Origin of the sequence: Pandoraea horticolens (assembly GCF_902459555.1) — a bacterium.
GTDB lineage: Bacteria > Pseudomonadota > Gammaproteobacteria > Burkholderiales > Burkholderiaceae > Pandoraea > Pandoraea horticolens.
Genome location: NZ_CABPSM010000024.1, coordinates 34,733 through 58,510, shown reverse-complemented (window position 1 = coordinate 58,510; position 23,778 = coordinate 34,733). Strand labels below are relative to the sequence as shown.

The window sequence follows — 23,778 nt, the reverse complement described above, 5'->3', positions numbered from 1 at the left end:
AGAGCGACCGCAACGGCACTCTCCTAGTCAACTGCCCGCCGGCATCAGCTTTGCAATTTCTTCTTCGAACAAAATGCTTCCTGCTGCTGTGATGTGATAACGATCAGAGTATAGACGGACCCCATCCTTGGTCGTAGCGCAGACAGTTGAGCAGATCGCACGCGATGGGTCGAAATACGTCGTATTTTCGACGTTTGATTTCGCGAAGATCTCATTGATGAAGGCCCCCTCATGCTCGTGACGTTCGTTCGTCTGCAACTCACGTGAGGTTGTCCGGCCGAGGAATGGAAGGCGGACGACACCATAGTCCGGATCGGAAATAAGGATTGGCCAACTTTTGAAAACCACCAGATGAGCAACGTTCGATAGTGCGTTTAGTGTTGCTGGGATTTTGTCAGAAAGGGCCTTGAGGGTCGTTTTCCGGGTGGCAGTTGTGTCATCTGGCGAGTCGGTGAGCACGCTGCGATGGAAAGGACCGAAGTAGTCCCATGCGCCGATCAAGAAAATAGCACTCGGTTTAGATGCCCGGATTGCATGCAGCACCTTTTCGCCGGTTTTTCCATCGCTGCAATATTGGCGTTCCAGCGGGAATTCGAACGACGTTTCACGCACGCCGATGATTGGTAGGCAGGAGGGGTGGCTGATAACAATGACATTGATATTCCGTTGATAGGCAATTTGTCGGAATACCGGTGACCACGCTTCTGCGGAAGAGTCGCCCCAAAGAAATACGGTCTGCGTCGCACCCGCCGCAAGGTATTTTGTGCAAACGGGTTCTAGGCCTGCAAATGCCGGGTCGGCACCGCAAGTTGACGGCGCATTGCTCTTGAACTGAGATTCTGTGCTCGCATAACTATTTTCCATGGCAACGCGGCGCGACGGGAAGCCTGCGCTAAGGAAGTTGCCGTAGCCCATGGCGACCGCAAAGAGTGCAACGGCGCAAAGGGCAATCGTCTTGGCTGATGCGTTACCCCCAAGCCGGATTGGACGCTCCACTAGCCGATATGTCAGCCATGCAAGAAGAATACTGACGCCGACAGCTACAAGTCGCAGTGTAAGCGGCGCAGATTGTCCATCGATGATGCGTAGAAATGAGAGGATCGGCCAGTGCCAGAGATAGAGCGGATAGCTGATGATCCCGACAAAAACCATGACTCGATTGTCCAATAGCGTGCGATTTATCCACGCCGTTGGACCTGCGAGCAGAAGCAGGAAGCTTCCTGCTACCGGTAGGACCGCCCACCACCCGGGAAACTGCATGTTGGAATTGAGGCCGAATACTGCACCAATGACCAATACGATCCCGGCGATAGACAGCGTGTTTCGTGCCAAATCACCTGACCCGCGCGCGAGAAATTTCCCCTGTAATAGCTGAATCTTAGCTGCCTCGAACATCTGAGCATATGCAAGGAATGAGCCAGCAAGAAGTTCCCAAAAGCGCGTTTGCGGTAGGAAGAAGGTGCGAACTGGATCCGTTTTCACCCCCTGGACGTTCAGGAGGAACGACACGGTAGTTTGCAAGACCAGTACCGATAAGACATTCCGCCGTAAGCGCCAAGCAGCAAATATCAATAGCGGGTAGCCACTTAACCTGTGCAGGTTTCGCTGGATCATTGCATGGCCTCCTGGGACATTTTGATATCTCTCGACAGGCAGCACCGATAGTTCGTGATCCCAGCATAGACACGAGCCCAAAGTGCCTTCTTCGGCGCAGCTATGGACGGATGATCGGGTCGACTCGTAAAAGGCCGGTTGTACCAGGCGTAGCGGCGCACGGGAAAGCGGCCAAGTGGGTCTGGCAGGCGCACGGCGGGAGCTACGGCTTGCCACCCCAGTGAGCGATTCATGCAAGCGCTGATGGCGAGCTTATGTAACAGTGAGACTGCCCACAATGGGCCATCTGGCGATGGCAGGCACATCGCGAACAAGAACTTCTATCAGGCAACGCCATGCTTCCCGTTTCCGGCGCAGAGGCCCGGCGCCTCCAGCCCTCAGTGGCTGCATCAATCTCAGCATCGCCCCGACAGAGCGCACTACCGCCGATTACGCTGGCCGCCAGCGTGTACGCGGTGTATCAGACCAGTGAGTCATCCGGCATGCCATCGAGCTCGCCTCAACGCCCGTCTCGCCCCTCAACAGCAGCAATACTTGACGCGGTGCTGGACATGCAAGGGATACCGGCATCGCATACCGGTGCGTTCTCTGGCATGCCGCCGAGTTCGCTTCAATATCCATCTCGCCCCTCGACAGCAGTAATACTTGACGCAGTGCTGGACATGCAAGGGATACCGGCATCGCATACCGGTGCGTTCTCTGGCAGGCCGCCGAGTTCGCTTCAACATCCATCTCGCCCCTCAACAGCAGTGATACTTGACGCAGTGCTGGACATGCAAGGGATACCGGCGTCGCATACCGATGCGTTCTCTGGCATGCCGTCAACCTCGGCCCAACGATCGCCGCACCCCGAAACTCAGGGGCTGCATGCCAGCGGTTGCCATCGAAAGCGCGTAGCGCCACAGGACGCAGACAGTGGGAGATGTGCCGGTTTAATGCCTCCACCGGCCCAAATCCTCCGCAAAGAAACTGGCACGGGGCGCGCAAGAGCGACAGTCACCGTCGAGATGTTGCGGGCGTGGCAGCGCCTCGGCGAGCAAGGGATTGATGAGGCGGGCGGGCTTGACGGCGTGGCCAGACAGTACGGCGTCGCGTCAGGCGCGCTGAGAAATTACCTGCGCGCAGACGGCACGCTGACGAAGCGCGGCGAGGACCGGCTCAACCCGCCTGGCGGGGAAGTCACCCTCGAGATGTTGCGGGAGTGGCAGCACCTCGGCAAGCAGGGGCTTGGTAAGGCGGGAGGGCGTGACGGCGTGGCCAGGCAGTACGGCGTCGCGTCCAGCACGCTGAAATATTATCTGCGAGCAGACGGCACGCTGACGAAGCCCGCCGAGGACCGGCTCAACCCGCCGGGCACGGAAGTCACCCTCGCGATGTTGCGGGAGTGGCAGCGTCTCGGCAAGCAAGGGATGGATGAGGCGGGCGGGCTTGACGGCGTGGCCAGGCAGTATGGCGTCGCGTCTGGCGCGCTGAAACATTACCTGCGTGCAGACGGCACGCTGACGCAGCGCGCCGAGGACCGGCTCAATCCGCCGGGCACGGACATCACCCTCGAGATGTTGCAGGAGTGGCAGCACCTCGGCAAGCAGAGGATCGATGAGGCGGGGGGGCTTGACGGCGTGGCCAGGCGGTACGGCGTCGCATCGGCCGCGCTGAGAAATTACCTGCGTGCAGACGGCACGCTGACGAAGCCCGCCGAGGACCGGCTCAACCCACTTGGCACGGAAGTCACCCTCGAGATGTTGCGGGAGTGGCAGCGTCTCGGCAAGCAGAGGATTGGTCAGGCGGGGGGACTTGGCGGCGTGGCCAGGCAGTACGGCGTTGCGTCCAGCGCACTGAAAATTTACCTGCGCGCAGACGGCACGCTGACGAAGCCCGCCGAAGACCGGCTCAACCCGCCTGGCGGGGAAGTCACCCTCGCGATGTTGCGGGAGTGGCAGTGCCTCGGCAAGCAGGGGATTGGTCAGGCGGGGGGACTTGACGGCGTGGCCAGGCAGTACGGCGTCGCGGCCAGCACGCTGAAACATTATCTGCGAGCAGACGGCACGCTGACGAAGCCCGCCGAGGACCGGCTCAACCCGCCTGGCATGGAAGTCACGGTCGGGATGTTGCGGGAGTGGCAGTGCCTCGGCAAGCAGGGGGTTGACAAGGCGGGTGGGCTTGACGGCGTGGCCGGGCAGTACGGCGTCACGTCTGGTGCGCTGAGAATTTACCTGCGTGCAGACGGCACGATGACGAAGCGCGCCGGGGACCGGCTCAACCCGCCTGGCACGGAAGTCACCCTCGAGATGGTGCGGGAGTGGTAGCGTCTCGGCAAGCCGGGGGGTGACAAGGCGGGCGGGGCTTGACGGCGTGGCCAGGCAGTACGGCGTCGCGTCCAGCGCGCTGAAAATTTACCTGCGCGCAGACGGCACGCTGACGAAGCCCGCGGAGGACCGGCTCCGCAAGGATGACGTGGGGCCGATGTGAACCGCAGGTTGTCTCGCGGACTGCTTGGTCCGAAACCGGCCGGCGAAGGCCCCTGACCGCTTGTACCTCGCTGACGTTGAGAGGTGCCGGCGCTGTCACCGGTTGCCAGCGCCCATGATCCGGTCCATGAGCACCTCCTCACCCCGCTTGCACAAGAACTCCCGAGAGAGCTCTTTATAGACCTCCAACTGCTGCGCCTTCATGATACCGACCCCAGCCTGCGCCTGCGCATCATGATCTTTCGGCAGACTAATACTGGCCAGTTGCGCCGCCACTTCTTGCTCATATCCGAGGAGCATGTCCTGTAATTTTTGATGGGCTCGCTCGGTCCCCTCAGGGTCCAACCGCGCCAGCACCTGCTGCCAAGGTGCCCATTCCACCAGGAAATATTGAGCGAACTCCGTGGACTCTCGAGCGCGAACCTCTTGCTCGGCGTCCATCAGATCGTTCGGCGCCACCCCTGCGACGTGGAAGAAGCGCATGTTTGCGATGTCAGTGGGCAATTCCAGCCGGTCGCGCAACTGGACCTGATAGGCTAGGTAGACCTCGATTTCGTCAACCAGCGATAACGTTTGGGCTTTCTGGCGGGCGATCTTCTCCAGCGCGTCCAAGCGAAATGCGCCGCGCCCACGGTCGACGATCTCGTCGAGCCTGGCATCGCACTCGCCACGGGTGACGGCGTGCGCATGGCTGAGTTTCGTCAGGGTGTTATAAGTGAGCGCGACCCGATCCTCACAGGACTCGGTGGCCCCTTGAACGACCTGGAAGGCCAGCTGCCGAAGCTCCCCATCCTGGGCGAGCCTGGATAACCAACTGGCGACGGCCTTCTTGAAGTCAGCGTTGTAATTGACGGACTCTCTCAAACGGTCCAGAAACCGAGAGAACTCCGCCGCGTGCGCTTCCTCGCCGTGCATCCGCCATTGGCTCATCTGCGCCTGCTCATCGTTGGTGAACCAGTCCCGAACCGCGTCGGGAAGCGGGCGCGTCGCTGCGATGCTCACGCCGGCAGTCGCCATGGAGAAGTGGATCCGAGGCCCGCTGTATCCTGGTGCCGACAGCGCAGCACGCAATCGTTGCAGGTAGGCAGGCGAGAATGGGTTGTTATCGACAAATACCTGACCACTGTATGGCAAGCTCAACACGCTTGGCGGCAGGCGAGTCAACTGGTTGTTACGGGTGTCCAACCTCCCGAGGCTCGCGGGCAAGGCCGGCAGCTCGGTCAGATGGTTGCCATACACACAGAGATCCATGAGGTTCGCGGGCAAGGTCGGCAGTGCGGTCAGCTGGTTGTCACCCACGCTGAACAGCTTGAGACCCGCCGGTAATTCCGGCAGCTCGGTCAGATGGTTATCGCTTGCGTAAAGTGCCGTGAGGCTCGCGGGCAGTTCCGGCAGATGAGGCAATTGGTTGCCGCTTACGCTAAGCATCGTGAGGCCTGCGGGCAACGCCGGCAGTTGGGTCAACTGGTTGAAGCCTGCGCCAAGCGCCGTCAGGCCCGCGGGCAAGACCGGCAGGCGGGACAACTGGTTGCGTCTCACGTTAAGCTCTGTGAGGCTTGTAGGCAGTTCCGGCAGATGAGGCAATTGGTTGCCGCTTACGTCAAGCATCGTGAGGCCCGCGGGCAATTCCGGCAGCTCGGTCAGACGGTTGTCGCTTGCGTAAAGTACCGTGAGGCTCGCGGGCAGTTCCGGCAGATGAGGCAATTGGTTGCCGCTTACGTCAAGCCTTGTGAGGCCCGCGGGCAATTCGGGCAGATGCCCCAACCCTAAGCCAAGCAAATCCAGTTTGCCGTCGGCCATATTGAGAATCCTGTCCCTGGCGATCGCACGCTCTCCCTTCCCGCCCCACTCCAGCGGCGCGATAGCCACCCATGCGCATAGCGCAGACCGGTAGAGCTCATCAATGCCGTTGTCATGTCCTCCGCGCCGCTCAGACAAGCTTCCGAGCAGTTCGCACAGGAGCTCGTGCGCGTCCACGCGAGTATCCAGCGTGGCCAGCACGTCACGGGCGAGCTGCACATGAACTGGCGAGGGATCGGGGGATTGGCTACCGTGCGCGCTAACAACGCAAAGGCTTGCGAGAGTCTCCGCCAATGCCTCGGCGTCTATGCCTTCTCGGCATGAGCGCGCCAAGTGTTGCGTCAGATTCCAGTGCACCGACTCCATGTCGTCACCGCCCGTCTGGCTGAACTGGCGATGAGCCCAGGCGAGCGCGGCCAATAACGCGGTGCAGCGCCGCTCGTGCCCCGGATCGTCTCCTTGACCTACATACTCAAGCGCCAGCCTTTGGGCTTCATTGACTTGCTGGGAAGGGAAAGACAGCGTGCTCAGCGGCCGAGCCGGCGCAGCTAGCGAATGTGAACTGGTGGGAGTAATCGGCATGGGTAACATGGCAGTGGAGAAAGGCATCGCCGCCGAGTTTCCCGGCAACTGGCTCGGCTCTCTCTCGTAGGATGTCTGGCATAGGCGGACTCAACTGCCATCGCCAGCCGGATAGACGCATGTTGGACGATGAGCCGCATCGCCGACTATAAAAAAAAGCGCATCTGGCCGACTACAGATCCTTCCCGGCCTCGGCGTGCGCGATCATGAAGCCACCACGCAAGTGCGTTTGATCGCAACACTTTTTATGTATCTTTGCGCCGACCGCCGAGGCTGGTACTGCACTATTAGGAAAACGAAATGTTCACTTTTCCTGCCCCCCGCCGGCGCTGATCTTGGCGTCGCTGCATCACGGGTGATCACAGGTCAGGTTGTGCTCCCGGCCTAACGGCGATAGATGCGGCAACAGGGCGTCGATTCGCGACAGTTCTGTGCTACGTTTGACGCATCGCCGCATTTTCACGAAGCCGCCGACGTATTTGCGCTCAAGACGTTCGAGAACGAATATCTGGTATCGCGGGCGGGCCAAGAGGGATGGTTGGAGGCGTCCGAGATCTCCCACAAGAACAACGAGTCACGCGTGCGCAAGCTGTTCGGCGACGAATTGCGGCAGGTTGGCAACAGGTGGGAGATGGTAGAAGGGGCGCGGTACGGCCTACCTAAGACGCTGATGGTCCACGAGGTCACGCAGGCCACTTTGGTCGAACTGAAGGGCGCACGATTGTGCGAGGGGAATCAGGTCCTCGGCTTCCTTCCTGTACGTGCACCGCTCACGGGTATTGAGCTCTTGCATATGATTCGCAAGGGGCAGATGCCCAGTTCTGCCACCTGCTCCGTGTGACCGTGGCGACCAGTCCCGCTGAGCTTGCGCAGGTCGAGGAAATGCTGGCCGCGCGGCATCAAGGCCACCTACGAAACCGTGCAACGTTGGTCGATGCATTGGGGCCTGGCTATTGCGACAGAACCTTGCAAAGGCTCACTGGCCAGCGGATGTCGTATCCCGCTGTCTTTGCCAATCAGCAAATGCCGATTTACCAAGCAACCAGCGCAGGGGGATCACGACAGCCAACGCCACCCCATACACCGCTGCCATCGCTACAAACCCAGCTCGCCATCCGAGCAGGCCGGTCGAAACAGCTGACACACCGAGTCCAATGAGTGCCCCGGCTTTGGCGGCACTACTGCATAGGCCCATGATAAATCCCTCGCGATCCTCTGGACTGGCTTCGGATACCAGACTGTTTAGCACCGGGAGCAATCCACCCAAACATAACCCCCACGCGAGACGCGCAATGACAAAACTCGTGTTGTTCCACGCATAGCCTTGCCATAGTGCGATTGCCGCGCACAGAGCGATCAGCGCGCAGACTCGCCTAAGTATTCTTGAGGGCGGCAGATTGACGAAATGCTTCGCCCACCAGCGAGCCGATAGCGCGAGCGTGGCTGCCGTTGCACCATACGCGATGCCGACAAGTATGACTGAGCCGTGAAGTGTCTCCGCGACGTACGGTGCGAGGAAGCTCTGTGGCATGATGCGTGCGGCCTGCACGACCACAATACCCAGCAACAAACCGACTACGAAGCCGCCCAACGGTGATGCGGTCGCGACGTTGTTCCTGCGAGCGCACAGCACGGGGGCGACCGGCGGCAAGAACCGCATGGCGAGCGCAATGCTGGAAAGGATAAGCACAGCTCCCGTCGTGTTAGCCATCCGAAAGCCCAACCAGTCCACCAGCCATGCGCCAATCAACGGTGCCATGAAGCTGCCGCAAGCGGTCACTGTCTGCAGGTCAGCAAATATCTGATGTCGCGCAGTCGGCGGTGCTATGCGTATCGCATAGACCTGTGCCGCCGCCAAGAAACCCGCCAACCCTCCTTGTATGGTCCGCGCTAGCAGAACGCTAACAGCGGAGTGGGCATAGCTCGTCCATAGTTGTGACGCGGCCAACGCAATTAATGCGCGAAGAAGCATCGGCTTGGGGCCGACCCTATCCGCAAGGCGTCCCCACCAAGGGGCCGTCACCATCGTGGCGGCCATGGGTCCGAAGTACGCCGCGCTCGCCACCCACGCAAACGGGACATATGGTACCGGTTCGAGCTCACGAAGGAAGATGGGCCAGAATGGGCCGGTCATTTCCATCGCTCCCATGGACAGCGTTTGAATGATCAGCAACCATCGGATGGCGCTGTGCCATGCGTTGATCGGCGCCGATTGGCTCATTCCGGCTCGGTGAGCAGACCACCTTTCGCAAAAGGATTGGGCAGGGTAGCGTGCATGTCCTCTGATCTGTCGAGCAGGCGCATGCGTACAAATGTCTTGAACGTCCACGGTGCATCGAGCAACGCGCGACGCTCGCTGGCCCACGTAACGGGATCAAGGTGCATTCGCTGTTTTTCGAACTCAGCGTGCATGGCGTCGCTCCATTGGTGCAGGCCCTGCGTACAACCCTTTTCAGGGAATAACGCGAGCACCAGTTCGCCGACATGACATAGCAGAAAGGCGTGGATCAGTTTCTTGCGAGGAATGTCGTGGTCGGGATAGGCGGTGTGTCCAGCACGGAAGGGCGAGATAGAGAAGCCCTGTGCTTCGAGTGCTGGCGAGGCGATCTTCACATCACCGAAATCTCGCACCACTAGCCGCTTTGGCATGCCGACTGCGTCGATTGCAATAAACGTATTTTGCTGGTGGGCTTCTAGAGCGATGCCATATCGTAGATAGAGTCCCACGATCGCTGGAATAGCCGCACGCAGATAAGCGTCGAAGAAGCGCGCGGCACGTTCGGCGCGACTACCGTACGCTTGGCGTGCGAGTACGGTGTCGAGCAGTGTTGGTGCCCCGGCACTGGACATGTCTGCGGTGAAATCTGGCGTGAACAGTGCGCCGACGGGCAATAGGCACTGGCCCTCGGGAACGTATGCTGTCGGCGTATCGCGCACGATCATCGAGAGATGACGAGCTCGGTTGTCGTCTGGATCGATGAAATGTAATCCGTGACGTTCAGGAACGATTGACAGTGTGCTGGCTAAGTCGCTGTCGGCACTCAGAATCGACTCGATCAGTGTGCTAACACGTGGGCCCATCACAGCCGATTTTGGGGATACAGTCCGCTCGACACTGGTCAGTCGCATCGATACTGGAAGTTTCAGCATTGGGCCACCGCGTGCATCGGTCGCAGCCACGGTTCGGAAAGACATGGTGGGATGTGCCGCAATAAATACGTCTGGCAGGAAGATCAAATCACCGGAAGCGAGTTCTGAAGCAAAGATCTTCCGAAGCGTTGCATCACGCTGCCACGGATGTACAGGCAACGGTAACCATTCCTCGAGCGCCAGTCCTCGTTGCTCAAGTGAGAGACGGAACTTCGCTATCTGCGCGGGGAAGGTTTCGGCAAACCAGTCGTTGTATGCAGTAGTGCCTTCCATGGTTGTCACGCTCAGGCGGTGTACGGCAACCGCAGCGACACCGACTTGCACCCGCGCTTCGCACTCTGGAGACAGCGACATCACCTGCGCGGGTGTCAGCCCCAAGCGAGCCTTATGACCCGGATGCCATGGATGCCCGCCTGTCCCCCACTGCTCGGTGCGTGCCAAGGCATACGGCGTGCCGTGACCTGTGAGTAGGTCGACGGCATCCCGTGTGCTGCTGGCGGCCAGTTCACTCGCAAGCCGCTCGCCCCAGGCAAGGCGGTATGCCTGGCACAACGTATCGTTTTCCTGACTGTTTTCAAGTTCTCGAGAGAGGCGTTCGACAGCAGTCAGGTTGGAAATGTCGGCTTCCTGTGTGCTGAGCAACGGTTTAAGGCAACGGAGCAAGTCGGACGCGCACCCAATAGACACGGCGGCATGATCTTGTGTCAGCAGGACCGCGTCGCCTGTCAGAGTCCAACTGCCAAGCGCACCCGCGCGAAGGCCGGTAAAGCGCAACAACGCTCGCTGAGGCCAGATTGGAAGTAACGTGACGTTCGTGCTTGGGTCAACGATTAACTGGTCGGGATTGAGCAGCGCTTCGCGAAACAGCGCTTGCAACAGCCGCGAGAATACACGTCGGCGGGCCATCTGTTGTGCGCTACTCCAGTGTGCTGCGGTGACTCCGGCTTGTACAAGCGGGGAAGTCGCTTCGTGTGACAGTGGAACGGTGGCAACGGCGTCAATGTTGGTTTGGCTATGCATCATGGCTCCTATGACCGGGCATGGGGGAGGGGGCTGAGACAGCCGCCGCTCGATGCAACGGACCTCGACGGCGCGTCAGCGCGATGTGCGTATGCCATGAGCTCGGATCCCATTGCTGGCTCGATTTGTAATCGTTCTCGCATCCAAACAGGTGGTACGCGTCCGAAGAGCTATCCAGTGCGCCGCCGAATGCCGACAAAACAGGCAGCCAATGCCACGGCGAAATGCTGCACGCCCACGAGTTCGTCTCCTTTGTTTGTGTTTTTAAGCTACCCGTCGAGAATCAAGCACGTCTGAGTACGTGCTAAAAAACTAGAGGATCCGGTTTATGCAGTCAAATTAAATATTGAAATTTGGTTTTAATTTCATTTGTGTTTCATTTTGACTCCACTCTTCTTCAGGTCAATGCATTTGCAATGCGTAGATGAACTACCTCGCAGAAAGCCACGGGGTATCTCAAAACAGCGCGAGCTGATGATCTGATTGGAGCTTGTTGTATTCGGCGTTGTTGCATAAATCGGGAGACATAGTTGCTTGTGCCGGGCTGTCTACAGAGGGGGTTCCTGGGCAGATTCTCGATTTTTGCTTGCCGAGAAGATGCGCGGGGACACAAGCAAGACGCAGGAGTCGAAGAAGCGCTACCGGGTCAAGAACTGGGCTGCGTACAACACCGGCCTGATAAACCGAGGTAACGCCACGATATGGATCAACGAAGCTGCGCTTGCGAGACCAAAATGCGCCGGCGGTACGCTCCCTCCGATATACACGCTGGTGCGGGGCCACTCCTACGCATACGACAAGGGATGTTTGGTGGAGGGGGGGAGCAGTTCTTCACTGGTGCCGATGATGAACGTATTGCGTGCGGTGGGTGTCACGCCTAAGGCCCTTGCCGACCTGGACTTCGCATTCAAGTTGGCGCCAACCTTGGGACTGATTCCCGCTACGGCCCCGGACATTTTGGCTTGCAAGGCTTGGTTCGCCGCCAACGCACCAGGACTTAATGTGTTTCTTGGGGATGGGATTTCCCACTACGCACGGGCGTAATGGTGCACTCTCGGCGCTTAAACCGGCCGATGCCTTTGAGCGGATGGCTCAGGCAATGGCCGCAGAGGTGGGGCGGATTGTTGCGGTCCTTCCGAGCGCGTGACGTTTGGGTTTGGACTGGCGGGGCCATCGGAACCCACCTTGGCATAGCAAAGAACGACCCAGCCCGCATGGCTTCGTAAATGCAGTGCGCCAGAGCGGTAATCTGCAGCATGCGACCTCGCCGCAGGTTTTAACGGACTTAGCGAACTGGATGTGAGCTAGGTTGGCTCTGAAGCGTCTCATGATATTGTCGCTTGGTTACGTCTAAGGTCCGTAATGACGAACTCTCTCGAACACGACATTCTCGATCGGTACAAAAGCAAAACGCTTCTATCGTTACTAGTTCCACGTTTGGGCGAGGCTGAAGCATATGGACAAGCAGATGTCATCGCCGCAGTCGTCAGACTCCACAACGCCGGAAGTTTAGATTTTCTGTCTGTTCCGTCATCCATTGGAGGCGATGACGCAGATCATTACGAGATGATCCAGTTCCAGCAGTTTTTTGGCCAAGTACTTCCGGGGCTAGTTGCCAATACGAAAAACGTCATGGACGCCGTGGGATCACTGATGGCTATTGGTGGTCGTGCTATAGAACCGCACCTGATTTGGTTTTCAAGCAGTAAATCATTGATCTTAATAGTGCTGCAATACGGCTAACGTACTATTTCTTCCGAATCTTGAAGCTACCCAGAGAGTTTCACGTCTCCCACGTAGTAAAAAACGATCTCTATATTCTTCAGCGCATCCGCATTCAGCTTGCCGTCGGTTTTCAGGGCGGCGGGAGTATTCTTGAGATCGAAGATGATCTCGGCCGGCCTGGACGTAATGTCTTTGATGTAGGGCCTGTCATTCTCCCCGAACATACAGGACATGGTGTTGGCCGCATCGAGCTTCACCTCGTCCGGGGCCCGTTGCTTGCTGAGATCCACGCTGATATAGGACCCCGCTACAGACTGATCGGCCGACAGACGAATGTAGAAGCCCATTAGCTTTGCGTTGTCCACGTGCGGCGGCACGAAATCGGTGATGGGCAGCGACAGGGTCTGCGTGTCCGACGTCGGACCGACGGGGGCGAATAAGCGCTGCCAGGCGTCGGAATACATCGAACGGCAGTCAATATATTCGAAGCCCGCGAGTGTCTTCAGCTCAGCGAGCTCGGCCACCTTGCGGCGAAAGGCGTCTCCGCCATCACTGGCTGTGTATTTCAAGCGGATGGTCACGTCGCTGATAGCATCGAAGGCGATGTGGTTGGTGCCCTTCGGAAGGCTCAACAGCCAAGACGACACGGCCCCGGTGCCCTCGAAGGGCAAATAGCGGCTGTCCTCCAGGTTGAGCGCGAAAAGGCCGCTGTCTTCCTGCCCGTTCGACAGTACGATCTCCTGGTGGTTGCGCCAGTTGCTGCGCATCGCCGAGGCCGGCGGCACTGTGGCGCTCTCCTCTCCAAGCAGAAATTTGACGGCATTGAGCCCTTGGTTGTCGGACTTCAGGACGACCTGGTTGCTGAGCTGCGTCAATGTTCCTTTGATGACCCGATAGGGCCCGACTGCGGAGACGATCGAGACCGAGAGCGTTTTGATCTTGCGGCAGTAATGACCGGGGAAGTCATGGTCGAATAGGCTCTCGGAGAATTCGAAGAAGCACTCGCCTTTCTCGCGCAACTGGACCAGAGCCAGGGGGTTGATATCCGTCAGCGAGATGGTGCGCTCGATTTCCAGCGATCGAGGCGTATCGAGCACGCTCGCCGCCATCTGGGTGAGCGCCAGTTGTAGACCCTCGCCCGAGGTCAGGCCGCCATGAGCGGCGTCCCAGTAATCGAAGGTCACAAAACGGCGATCGCTGTTGTATTCGAATTGATAGGCGCGCTGTGCCGTCAATGCGAGCTGATGGGCGACCGTATAGGTTTGGAATTGAATGCGGCTGATCTGATTGACCATCCATTGAAAGAGCGCCTTGTTGGTGAACTTGTCCTTGAGGAAGCTTGCCCGCTCCCGGTTTTGCCGGATCGTCTCCTCCTGAATGACAAGCCCCTGCTTGGCGAGGGCGATGCGGATGGAGTTGGCTTGGATTTGGTTGTCGATCTGCGCCACGTCATGGGCGGCGATCTGTTGCTGCAGGCGCCACTCCTGGGCGCGGCGCTCATAAATGGCGAAGGTCGAGATCAGCTTTGACGATAGGTCCGCGACTGCTCCTGCTGTCTCGAGCACGGTGGCGGCAGACGTGAGGGCGGCGCCGATCTGCGCTCCGCCATAGGTCATGGCGAAGGGCGAGCCGGCCTGGGGTAGGGCATAGCCGATGGATGCCGACGCCTTCACGATCCCGCTTATCATGTTTAAGGTTTTCCCGACTATCATGCTGTCGAGACTCGACTGCTCCCGGGCCGAGATACCGTTACTGATCAGGCCAACATAATAAGCTTGGCGGTCATGCGCGCTGGCGAGGCTCTCCTCGAGCGCCTTGCCGTTGGCCTCGGCTTCGGCGACGTCCTGCTCCTTAATCATGGTGGTCATCTTGAGGAGCAGATTCTCCTGCTCCGTGGTCAGCAAGCTTAGGGCCTCCGCATCCCGCCTTGTCAGGTTCAACGAAAAACTGACGTGGATGCGAATAAGTTGCTCGACGATAGCCTGGGCCCGCTCGATGAGGAAGTCGAAGCGATAATGAGGCACCCCCTCCGTCAGGGCGTTCGCCAGCGCCGCGGCCCCGCCGCCGGCCATCGCCTGGATCAGCATCGCCGGGTCGATCGGCGGCGCAAACAGCGCCAGCGGCACCGCCTGACCGTCGATGTTCATGCAATGGCGGATCTTGAACAGCCGGTCATCGACACGATCCCAGTATTTCATGAAATCCGCATTCTCCGGCACCGCGAAATAGGCGATCACATCATTGACCGGCTGGCTCGCGTAACGGGCGTTGTCGTCGAGCCGCGTCAGGAACGGTGTGTTCTCCAGGTCGACGAGGAACTGCGGGATCTCGTCCTTGTATTTCGCCTTGAGCTCACTGAAGCTCTTGGGCTGCGGCAGTGGCAGCCGCCCCTGCGAGACTGGTTTGGCGCCGAGCAGGTCTTGGGCCAACACATAAAGATTGGTCGCCTGAGTGATGGTCTCGCGGGTGTATTGCGTGAACAGCGCATCGCCCCAGTCCAGCACCGCGTCGACATAGCGCATGACGATCGCCTTGGCATAGGCGACATGACGGATCGCGGCGATGGCGTCGGGATCGAAGGGGTCGTTATTGTAGGCCTTGATCTGGCGCGGATCGGTGAGGTTGGCGGCCAGCGACGGCTGATCCATGTGGCGGAACGGCCGGAAGCGCCAGAATCGCGTGGCTGACTCCGGCCCGTCATCGGCGCTGGGCGGCTGCATCGGGTTGAAGATGTATTGCAGCCAGGACAGCGCGTCCTCGAACTTGCCGACGCCCTGCAGGCGGTCGGCGACGAGGAACGGCGCGTGGAAGAAGAGTTCCCAGAAGTAAAGGCCGAAGGCGCCGTCGAAATCCATCAGCGTCGAGGTCGGCGGCACGACCTGCGGCTCCGGTGCGGTGGCCGCGCCGGAAAACCGGTCGAACGGCAGTTCCGGCAGATATTGCGACGCGGGCGAGAGCAGCGCATCGATGCCGTCGAGGAACAGTCGGCGCTGCAGTTCCGGCATCACCGAGGTCGACAGCCGGGTGAAGCTGAAGCGGGTCTCTGCGAGGGGGCTGCCCAACGCCGTATAGTTCCCCGTGCTCAGAATCTGACTGCTGACCAGCTCCTTCTCCGGCCACGGTCGCGGGCTGCGCAGCAAAGTTTCGGAAAGGTGCCGGATCGTCGGGTCGTCCGGCCGCACCAGGAAGGTCTCGTCGCCATTGTCGAACAGGAACGAGCCCGGCTTGTTGCCGACGGGCAGGAGCGAAGCCTTGTCCGCGTTGATGTTAAACAGCAGGTCGACGCTGCCCTCCACCGTCGGATTCCGGTCGGAATCGAGCAGACCGGGCAGGTTTGTGCCCCAATAATTGTCATAGAGGAGATTATCGCTGGGATGGACGGAGAGGCGCGCGAACTGGCGCGGCAACTCGGGACGATAGGGGCGGCCATTGGCTTCGGAGCCATAGGCATAGTCCGCCCACAGCACCTTGGCTGACGAGCGCGCCAGATTGGCGTCGAGGAAGGTGCAGTTCGACACCGGCACGTAGCCGGCAACAGGATTGCCGCCACCCTTGGCGGCAGGGCGATAGTGATACGCCAGCCGCATCGCGTCGGTGACCGATTGGCCGACGCTATTCCGTGCGGCGATGAAGGTGTCCTCGGTGCCGTTGGGCACAGGATTTAAATTCGTGTAGCTTCCCGCGTCCACCGTTTGCTGCCATGTGCTGTAGCCGACCATGATCGCCTCATCGCTGCGCCGGCTGGAAGCCACGGTATACGCGGCATTCTTGTGCGCATCGGTCCAGTTCTGGTTGACCGTGAGTTGTTCATGGCTCTGAATATCAAGGACTACGTAAGATTCTCCGCCGATGGCGATCCTGTCGGCTAAAGCGACTTCATCGAGGAAACGCGTGCCCTTGCCGGTGACGCCCGCACTGTTTGCAGTCGTCGAGACCTTGCCTGTGCCGGTAAAGGGTATGAGATGGCTGGTCTCGTTTACTGGAATGATCTTGTATTCAGCCTGTTCAACCGTGCCCGACCAGGGTTGCGTGACGACGAGCTGATCGTTATTTGCCACGAGGCTGACGATACGGCTTTCACCAAAGCAGACGACGGTATCGCCGGCCCGCACCTCACGCGTGAACTGGGTACGGACGCCATTGAGAACCGCACTGTCTTTGGAGAATTCCACACGCCCCGTTCCAACGAAGCCACGGCCGGTGGCGAGCACATAAGGAAACTGCCAATAGCTGTTCTTCCTGCGCAGGGAGTTTTGGAACCTGTCGGTGGGGCCGGGGGAATAAGAGGGCGATGGATAAGTGTTGAGCAGCGCCATGTCGTCGAGCAACTGGGCGGGCGACCATTCGCCGTCATTGTAGAAGGCATAGCGAAGGGTCGCCTTGTCGATGGTTTGCGTGCTCGAGTTCTGACTGGCGACGGTGCCGCTTTGCGACCTGTCGAACTCGCTCCAGAAGATAAAGAGCCGGCTGAAGGCATGGATCGGCGACAGGCGCTCGCCGGCAATGGTGAGGTCAATGGCCTGCCAGGGACTCCACTCGACCGCATTGTCGAGGGTGCAGAAATAGAATTGATAGGGCTGCGCCCGGGTGCGGCCGACCACGAACAGCGTGTCCTTTTCCTCGCCCGTCTGCGGATCCCTGCGAAGCGCCTGATAGGCGCCGGCCGGGGTCAGGCCGCCGAGCACCGCGAGCGCCTTGAGAAAGGTCTGGAACGGTTTGACCACATTGTCCTTGGTCGGGGCATTCTGAAGCAACTCCGAGGCCAGGGTCTCGAAATCCGGTGTCGCATCCTGTCGCAGCGACGGCTCGAGATAGTTCTCAGGGTAGAGGAAGATCCGGCGGTTGGCCTCCCAGATCCGGTAGTTCATCATCCATGACCACCAGATTTCCGGGATGTCGAGCGTGAGCACGCCCGACTCCTGCATCATTCGCGCCCGCTGCAGATAGAGCTGCGCCGAGGCGATGGCTTGGGCGATCGGCGAGGTGGTGGTGCAGGAACCCATTTCGACATCGAGCAGCAGGTAGCGGTAGAGATCGTTGACGCTGACGATCGTCGGGTTGGCGGCGTTCATCCACCACAGCACGTTGCCGACAAGCGCATTGCGCGATGCGGCGTTGACCTCGCCGTCGATGGTCGCATCGGCGTCGGTGCGCGCCTGGTCGCTGAAGGTGGCGCTGACGATGCCGCGGGCGGTCTCGGCCGCGTCCTCATAGGTCTTCCAATGGGCCGGATCGACGCTGCCGGGCGTCTCCTTGGACTCGATCGGCAGATGGCTGGTGGCGATCAACTCCTTCAGCGTCTGCGCGCGCACGCCGAGCCGGCGCTCGATATCGAAGACGGCGGCAAGCCGCGTCAGCCCCACGACCGTATTGGCATCGTCCGGCGCCGGTTTCGGCCAGAAATAGGCGGTGAGCACATCGACATCCCTAGCGTCCCATCCGGTCGCCGCCACCAGCGCCGCCGCTTTGCCGCCAGGACGGTCCTTGTTATCGGCGGGCGTCTTGAAATAGGTGATGATCTCGGCCCTATCGGCCCCGACGGCGTTGCGCAGCGTCACATAGGCCGCGATGTCGCTGATATCGCGGATGTTGAAGACGGGCCAGTGGATGTTGAAATGCTCCCCGCCATCCGTTGAGGTGAAATAGGCTGTCTCGACCGGATTGAGCCGGCAGGTGCCGGCGACGAGACCGAACCGCGCCACCTCGGCGATGAACGCCAGCGCTGGCTTGGGCAGCGTGCTGCCCTCCGGCAGCGGCGTCAGGAAAACCTCCAGATAATCGGGCAGGGGCGCGCGCTCGCTCGCGAAAGGCAGCAGCGCCGTGACCGTCGGCTGCGCCACGCCGATGAAGCTGGCCAGCGCCCGGGTGAAGGTCGTGTGCTGCACCTGGAGCGTCTGGTCGAGAATGTTGATAAGGCTGTCGATCCCATCGCGCGCCGCCAGCAGTATCTGGCGCACGGTCTCCACCTTGGCGATGGCGCCATTGGAAAAGAACGAGGCGAGGAAGGAGATATTGGTCGCTTGCCCGAAGGATTGTGCCACCGCGGCGGTCCCGGACGGCTGTGGCTCGAGGATCGGCGGCTTGTGCTGGAGCAGCGCGGCATAGACATTCTTCGACTCCTCCGCGCTGATGCCCTTGTTGGCGCTGGCGAAGGAGGCGTCGTTGAAGCCGAAGACGGAATCGTTCCCGCCGACGTGGACCGGAAGCAGATCGGCGACGGCGTTATAGCTGACCGTATGGTCGGTCGCTTCTTTCTTCTTGTCGAGCGGCAGCACGATGCCGGTTGCGGTGACGAAACTCTCCTTTACCAGCTTGTCGAAGAGGGCGTCCGCCTGCGCCGCATCGAGCTGCACGGCGGCAAGCGTGGTGCTGGAGAGATGCGTCGACGCGGCAATGGCGGCGAGATCGGCCATGAAGCTGGCGACGTCGTCTTCGGCATAGGGCGGCGAGAAACCCTGGGCGGTGCCGTTGACGACATACTGGATCTGTGCGATGTCGAAGTCGCTGTCCTCGACCCAGTGCGCCAGGGCGAACTGATCCGTGAGCTTGTCGAGTGCAAAGCTGACGGCGTCCTTCGGCGGGAGGAAGTAATCCTTCGCCGTTGGATAATAGGCGAGGCCGAGGAAGGTCAGGTAGGCGTCGACCGTCCAGCCGAACCGCTTCGCGGTGGCGGCGAGCCGCCACAGCCAGCTCAGGTTGGCGAGCGTCAGGCTCATCTCGTCGGGCTTGGCGGCGCCGGTCAGGCACTGCACATAGACGGCGAGCCGCGTCAGATCGGCGTCCTTGACCTGCAGCGCCGCGCGCAGACGGCTGCGGATGACCTCGTCCGTCCCCGTCTTCTTTCCCTCCTCGGGGTTGATGTTCCAGAGCTGCGGCGGCTGACGGAAGGGATCGAACGGCGTCGACGAGTCCTTCGCATAGGGATCGGCGCCCTTCAGCATCATGGGGGCGTTGTAGATCTTGTCGAACGGGTCCTGCGGTTTGGCCTGATCGACGCGGCCCGTGGTCTTGAGATCGTGAAAAAGCGCGGTGATCTCAACGACGCCGAGCTTCTCGCTCTCCATCAGCGCGGCGATGCGGCCGAGAGCCATCACCAGCGCATCGGTGATCTCGGTGGCGCCGCTCGCCGTCATCGCCCATTGCAGATCGGTGAACGACCAGCCGAGGCTGTGCGCCAGGCGCACGAAGCGGCTGATCCGGTCGAGCCGCTTCAAGGTCAGGCCGGACAGGCGCTGCACCGGATTGCCCGGGTCGTTGCTGAAATAGGTGGTGATCGTGGCCGGCGTCTCGCCCGTATCGTTGATGAAGAAGCCATCGGCGCCGCCCGCCTTGAACTCGGCGTCGTCGAGGTTCTGGCGCAGCAGCGCCGTCAGCTCCGTGGGCGTCAGCCCGGTGCGCTCGCGGAAGACGTCGACGACGTCGAGCCCGTCGTGGGCCAGGATGGTGAAGTGGAGTGTCCCCTGGGTGATAGGGGACTCGCTGTCGAGCTCCGCCTCGCTGTCGGAGATTATTTCCGTCACGGTGCGTGTCATGTGCGTCTCGTCGCCGACCATGACAGGAAACACGATCTGATCGCCGACCTGAATTTGCCTGCGGAAGGCTGTGCCGCTGCCAGTGAGGCGCGTCGAGTCCTTGGTGAGCTCGACCGTGCCGGTGCCCGCTTTCGGCAACATGTCGAGGATTCTGCCGCTGCGCTCGGGCGGCGCGATCATCAGACCGGCGCCGCCATCGGTGCGCCACCCGGCCTCCACGGTCGCGCTTGTGTCCGAGTCGACCTTGGCGACCGGGATGGTGACGTCACCGGCGCGGATACTGCCGCCATTGGCGAAATCCACGGTGAAGGTCGTGCCGATGCCCTCGACACGGATGTCGCCCCGCTTGTAGATGATGCCGCCCGAACCGATATAAGCCGGGGGCTGCCCCCCTCCGGGGACGATCAGGTAGGAGAGATAGTCCCCTGCAAAGGGAAAAGGCCGGTCGATCTTCAGGTTCGTGTCGGAGAGGACATCCGTTACAGTGCGCGCATGGTCGCGCACGATGATCCGATCCCCGGGCGCAACCTGGCGCAGGAAACTGGCATCAGAACCCTCTTTCCAAACTTCATTCTTATCCAACCTGACATAAACCTGGCCTTTGCCCACGAATGTGCGGTTGGTCGGGATGTACCGGTAGAAGACGTTGGTCCCGTCAGAAGTAAAAGGCTGGTCGATCGTCAGCTTGGTATTGCTGATAACCTCGACTATGGTGCGTGTCTCACCTCCCACGATGATCTTGTCGCCGGGCGCGTTCCAGGTCAGGAAGTTCGTGGAATAGTAATATTCCACCACGTCGGTGCTGTCCGCACGGACGTTGATCGTGTTAGCACCCGGAAATCCACGGTAGGGCCAGTCGACCTGGTAGGGGACGTTGTTCTTATCAAAGGAAAAAGGCTGATCGATCGTCAGCTTTGCGTCGCTGATAACCTCGACCACGGTGCGCGTCTCACCCTCCACGATGATCTTATCGCCGGGTGTGAACTGCCATCGGAAGTTCGTATTACTGCTGTACTGCACCACCTCGTTGCTACCCGCTTTGATCGTAATCGTGGCCGTGCCAGGAAATGTGCGGTGGGGCTGGCCAGTTCCCGGCGCCGGCACGGCGACGTAGGAGACGGCGTTGGTGGTCTTCCACGGGGTGTCCACCGTCAGCGCCGTATCGCTTTCGATGGCGTTGACGGTATGGGTGACATGGCCGATCGTCAGTTGATCGCCGGGGACGATCTCGGACTGAAAACGCGTGTCGATGCCGATTACCCGTGGTAAGCCGGCGAGGGAGCCGACGATGCCGGTGCCGGCGAAGGGCGGCGAGGTGCGCGGGATATCGTAGCCATAGGCGCGCGACACCGCCGCCTCGCTCCCATCGGCCAGCGCAATCAGATAGCCCGCGCCTGCTGCTTCGGACCACGGTGTGGCCACGGTCAGGCTCGTGTCCGACGCGACTTTGGTGACCGGGACGGTGACGTCACCGACACGGATCTCGCTGCCAGCGGCGAAATCCGCGATGAAGGCCGTGCTGATGCCCACGACCCCGGTCTCTCCTCGTCTGTAGACGATGCCGCCCGCGCCCTTCCTCACCGAAGTAATCTTGTAGCCTTTGCCATCATAGGAGGCGGGCCAAGGCCGGTCGACCGTCAGGCTCTTGTCAGAGACTATATTGGTCACGGTATGTGCCGGCAGATCCTGATCAATGAAAAGGCCAATCGCGTCATGGACCTTGACATCGGTCAAGAACTTCGTGCCGGTTCCCCTGATCGTCGTATCGTCCTTTTCAATAGCGACCTTGCCCTTGGTCGGGTTGCCCGAAGTGATCAGGTACGTGTTGCTGCCATGTGACGTGGGCCAAGGCCGCTCGACCGTCAGGCTAATATCGGAAAGGATCGAGGTCACGACGTGAGTCAAGCCTACGTCATCCCCCAATCCCCTGATGGTAATCGAGTCGCCGGGCTTGACTTGCGTGAAGAAGCTCGTGCCCGTTCCGGTGGCTGTCGTCTCACCCGCCGTGATGGCGACGACCCCGCTGCCCGGGAGTTCGATTTTATAGGCGCCGTCAAATGACACGGGCCAAGCCTGCGTGACCCTCAGGACATCATCGGAAATGACCTCGGCCACGGTACGAAACCCCAGATCCTCATGATCGAAGGTAATGGTAATCTCGTCGCCCACCCTGACCTGGGTTGTGAAGCCCGTGTCCGTTCCCGTGACCGTGCTGCTCCCCTGCGTGACGGCGACCTCACCCTTGCCCGCATTGAAGGGAATAATCGTGTAGGCGATCCCGTTGAACCCGAGAGGCCAAGGATGATCGACCGTCAGGCTCGTGTCGGAGACGATAGCCGTCACGGTGCGAACCGGTTCTATCCCGTCTATGGAAATCTCAGGCATGGCAATCCGGTCGCCGACCCTGACCTGGATCGAGAAGCTCGTGCCCCTTCCCGTGACGATATCGTTAGACGTTGTGCCGTCTATCGTGCCTTTGCCCGGGAACCTGTTCTCTCCTCGCACGGCCTCGTAAGAGACAGCGGTGGCCTCAGTCCAGGGGCTCTCTACCGTCAGCGCCGTGTCGCTGGCGATAGCGGCGACCTTATGAGTCTCCGGCCCGATCGTTAGCCAGTCGCCAGCGGCGATGTCGGACGTGAAGCGCGTGCCGATGCCGACAACATCAGGCGAACCGGCCACGGTGCCGACGATGCCGGAGCCAGGGAAGCTGTAGGCGGCGTCGCCCGCAGGTTTGGTGACGAGGACAAGCTCGGCGATCGACAGCCCCGTCGCCTCGCGCGCCACATCGAGCGGCAGCACCGCATTATCACCGTCGGCGGCGGGGGGGGCATGGTCGACTTCCATCGCTCGGTACAGATCCACCAGCGGACACTGCATGACGGCGAGCGCGCGGCGCAGCGCCAGCAGCGGACGGTTGAACGGCAGATTGAACGGATAGGACGCAAGCGCCAGATATTGATAGGCCTCGCCCATGCCGCGTGCCGTGATCAAATGGGCGAGAATGTCATTGACCAGCGCCAGTGTCGGTACCTCGTCGAAGGTATTCGCGGGCGTGAGCTTCAGCTTGAACAGGTCGGGGCGGCGCTCCTCGAGCGTATAGCCCTGGGGGATGGTCCTGATTGGCGTCGTGTTGGGATGGGTGACGTATTCGTCGATGATCCGCATCAGATCAAAGAAATAGGCCGCCGGGCTGAAGACCGTCTGGCCCGGATCGGTCTCGAAATAGTTCATGTTCGCGAACAGCTCCGTATAGCTGGGGATTTGCGTGAAATAGTCGACCAGTTCTGGAGTGACACTGTTGAAGGCCGCTTTACGATAGGAGGGGGAGGCGACCAGTTCCTTGACGCTGCCATAGAGATGCAGCGCCGCCGTCTTGATATGGCCTGCCTTGGCATGGATGGCCCGCGCTGCCGCCTCGTCGTCGCCGAAAACCGGCTTGGTCGTCTGGACAAACCGGGCTGGCGACATGGCGGCGATGATTGCCGCCGAATCGAGCCCGAGCGAGACGAGAACCTCCGCCGTCGCGCCGTCGCCGGTCAGGCGCAGCATGCGCTGGTAGGCCTGCAGGGCATCGACCTCCACTATATTTTCGGAGGTCGTCGACCTCTTCGGCTTGCCGGAAGCGCGCACTTTCTCTGTGGGGGAGCTGTCAGTATCCGCCAGGCCGCCGGCTTGGAGCAGTGCTTGAACTGCAGACTTGTCGAAAAAATCAAAAGTGACTGGATCGAAATCCGGATTATTCTGCAAAAATTTCTGGATAGCTGATTTTTCGGTCCGGCCAGACTGTGACACGCCCATGATCAATCCCCCAATTGCCATGCTACGAAAGGAAAATCATAAAAGCGAAGAGTAGCCTACAAAATTATTGATTCGGTATAAAAGAAATT

At 60.3% G+C, this 23,778-nt stretch carries 9 protein-coding genes; 4 read left to right on the top strand and 5 right to left on the bottom strand.

Annotated features, from left to right (window positions below; genetic code table 11):
• Positions 1–27 precede the first annotated feature (27 nt).
• Positions 28–1,614: an acyltransferase family protein gene (locus PHO31112_RS24925; RefSeq protein ID WP_150624118.1), complete on the bottom strand. Its 1,587-nt coding sequence runs from the start codon at positions 1,612–1,614 to the stop codon at positions 28–30.
• A gap of 935 nt (positions 1,615–2,549) precedes the next feature.
• Between PHO31112_RS24925 and PHO31112_RS24920 the strand changes: the two genes are divergently transcribed.
• On the top strand, positions 2,550–3,920 hold the full coding sequence (locus PHO31112_RS24920; protein ID WP_150624116.1) for a hypothetical protein: 1,371 nt from the start codon (positions 2,550–2,552) through the stop codon (positions 3,918–3,920).
• A gap of 258 nt (positions 3,921–4,178) precedes the next feature.
• Here PHO31112_RS24920 and PHO31112_RS24915 read toward each other — a convergent pair whose 3' ends face one another.
• Positions 4,179–6,491, bottom strand: a complete 2,313-nt coding sequence (locus tag PHO31112_RS24915) for an NEL-type E3 ubiquitin ligase domain-containing protein (RefSeq protein ID WP_150624114.1) — start codon at positions 6,489–6,491, stop codon at positions 4,179–4,181.
• 370 nt (positions 6,492–6,861) lie between these two features.
• On the opposite strand from PHO31112_RS24915, the gene PHO31112_RS24910 reads away from it, so the two are divergent.
• Entirely contained in the window at positions 6,862–7,305 is a 444-nt protein-coding gene (locus PHO31112_RS24910; protein ID WP_150624112.1) for a hypothetical protein, read from the top strand.
• 135 nt (positions 7,306–7,440) lie between these two features.
• On the opposite strand, the gene PHO31112_RS24905 is transcribed toward PHO31112_RS24910, so the two are convergent.
• Positions 7,441–8,685 carry an MFS transporter gene (locus tag PHO31112_RS24905; RefSeq protein ID WP_150624110.1) on the bottom strand — a complete coding sequence of 415 codons (1,245 nt, stop codon included), beginning with the start codon at positions 8,683–8,685 and terminating at the stop codon, positions 7,441–7,443.
• Entirely contained in the window at positions 8,682–10,637 is a 1,956-nt protein-coding gene (locus PHO31112_RS24900; protein WP_150624108.1) for an IucA/IucC family protein, read from the bottom strand. Before PHO31112_RS24900 ends, PHO31112_RS24905 begins: the two co-directional genes overlap by 4 nt.
• Positions 10,638–11,216: 579 nt before the next feature.
• Here PHO31112_RS24900 and PHO31112_RS28295 point away from each other — a divergent pair.
• Both PHO31112_RS28295 and PHO31112_RS24890 read left to right on the top strand, forming a co-directional pair.
• Complete coding sequence (locus PHO31112_RS28295) at positions 11,217–11,678, top strand: hypothetical protein (protein WP_150624106.1); 462 nt, start codon at positions 11,217–11,219, stop codon at positions 11,676–11,678.
• 318 nt (positions 11,679–11,996) lie between these two features.
• Entirely contained in the window at positions 11,997–12,377 is a 381-nt protein-coding gene (locus PHO31112_RS24890) for a hypothetical protein (RefSeq protein ID WP_150624104.1), read from the top strand.
• Between the two features lie 26 nt (positions 12,378–12,403).
• Here the strand turns inward: PHO31112_RS24890 and PHO31112_RS24885 are convergent, their stop codons facing one another.
• Positions 12,404–23,689 (bottom strand): Tc toxin subunit A-related protein, encoded by an 11,286-nt coding sequence (locus tag PHO31112_RS24885; protein ID WP_174995878.1) that lies wholly within the window; start codon positions 23,687–23,689, stop codon positions 12,404–12,406.
• Positions 23,690–23,778 lie beyond the last annotated feature (89 nt).

What these genes read in the sequence shown, in the direction of transcription:
- PHO31112_RS24885 (WP_174995878.1), bottom strand. Translation starts at nt 23,689, where the DNA reads ATGGGCGTGTCACAGTCTGGCCGGACCGAAAAATCAGCTATCCAGAAA.
- PHO31112_RS24900 (WP_150624108.1), bottom strand. Translation starts at nt 10,637, where the DNA reads ATGATGCATAGCCAAACCAACATTGACGCCGTTGCCACCGTTCCACTG.
- PHO31112_RS24925 (WP_150624118.1), bottom strand. Translation starts at nt 1,614, where the DNA reads ATGATCCAGCGAAACCTGCACAGGTTAAGTGGCTACCCGCTATTGATA.
- PHO31112_RS24920 (WP_150624116.1), top strand. Translation starts at nt 2,550, where the DNA reads ATGCCTCCACCGGCCCAAATCCTCCGCAAAGAAACTGGCACGGGGCGC.
- PHO31112_RS24905 (WP_150624110.1), bottom strand. Translation starts at nt 8,685, where the DNA reads ATGAGCCAATCGGCGCCGATCAACGCATGGCACAGCGCCATCCGATGG.
- PHO31112_RS24910 (WP_150624112.1), top strand. Translation starts at nt 6,862, where the DNA reads ATGCGGCAACAGGGCGTCGATTCGCGACAGTTCTGTGCTACGTTTGAC.
- PHO31112_RS24890 (WP_150624104.1), top strand. Translation starts at nt 11,997, where the DNA reads ATGACGAACTCTCTCGAACACGACATTCTCGATCGGTACAAAAGCAAA.
- PHO31112_RS24915 (WP_150624114.1), bottom strand. Translation starts at nt 6,491, where the DNA reads ATGCCTTTCTCCACTGCCATGTTACCCATGCCGATTACTCCCACCAGT.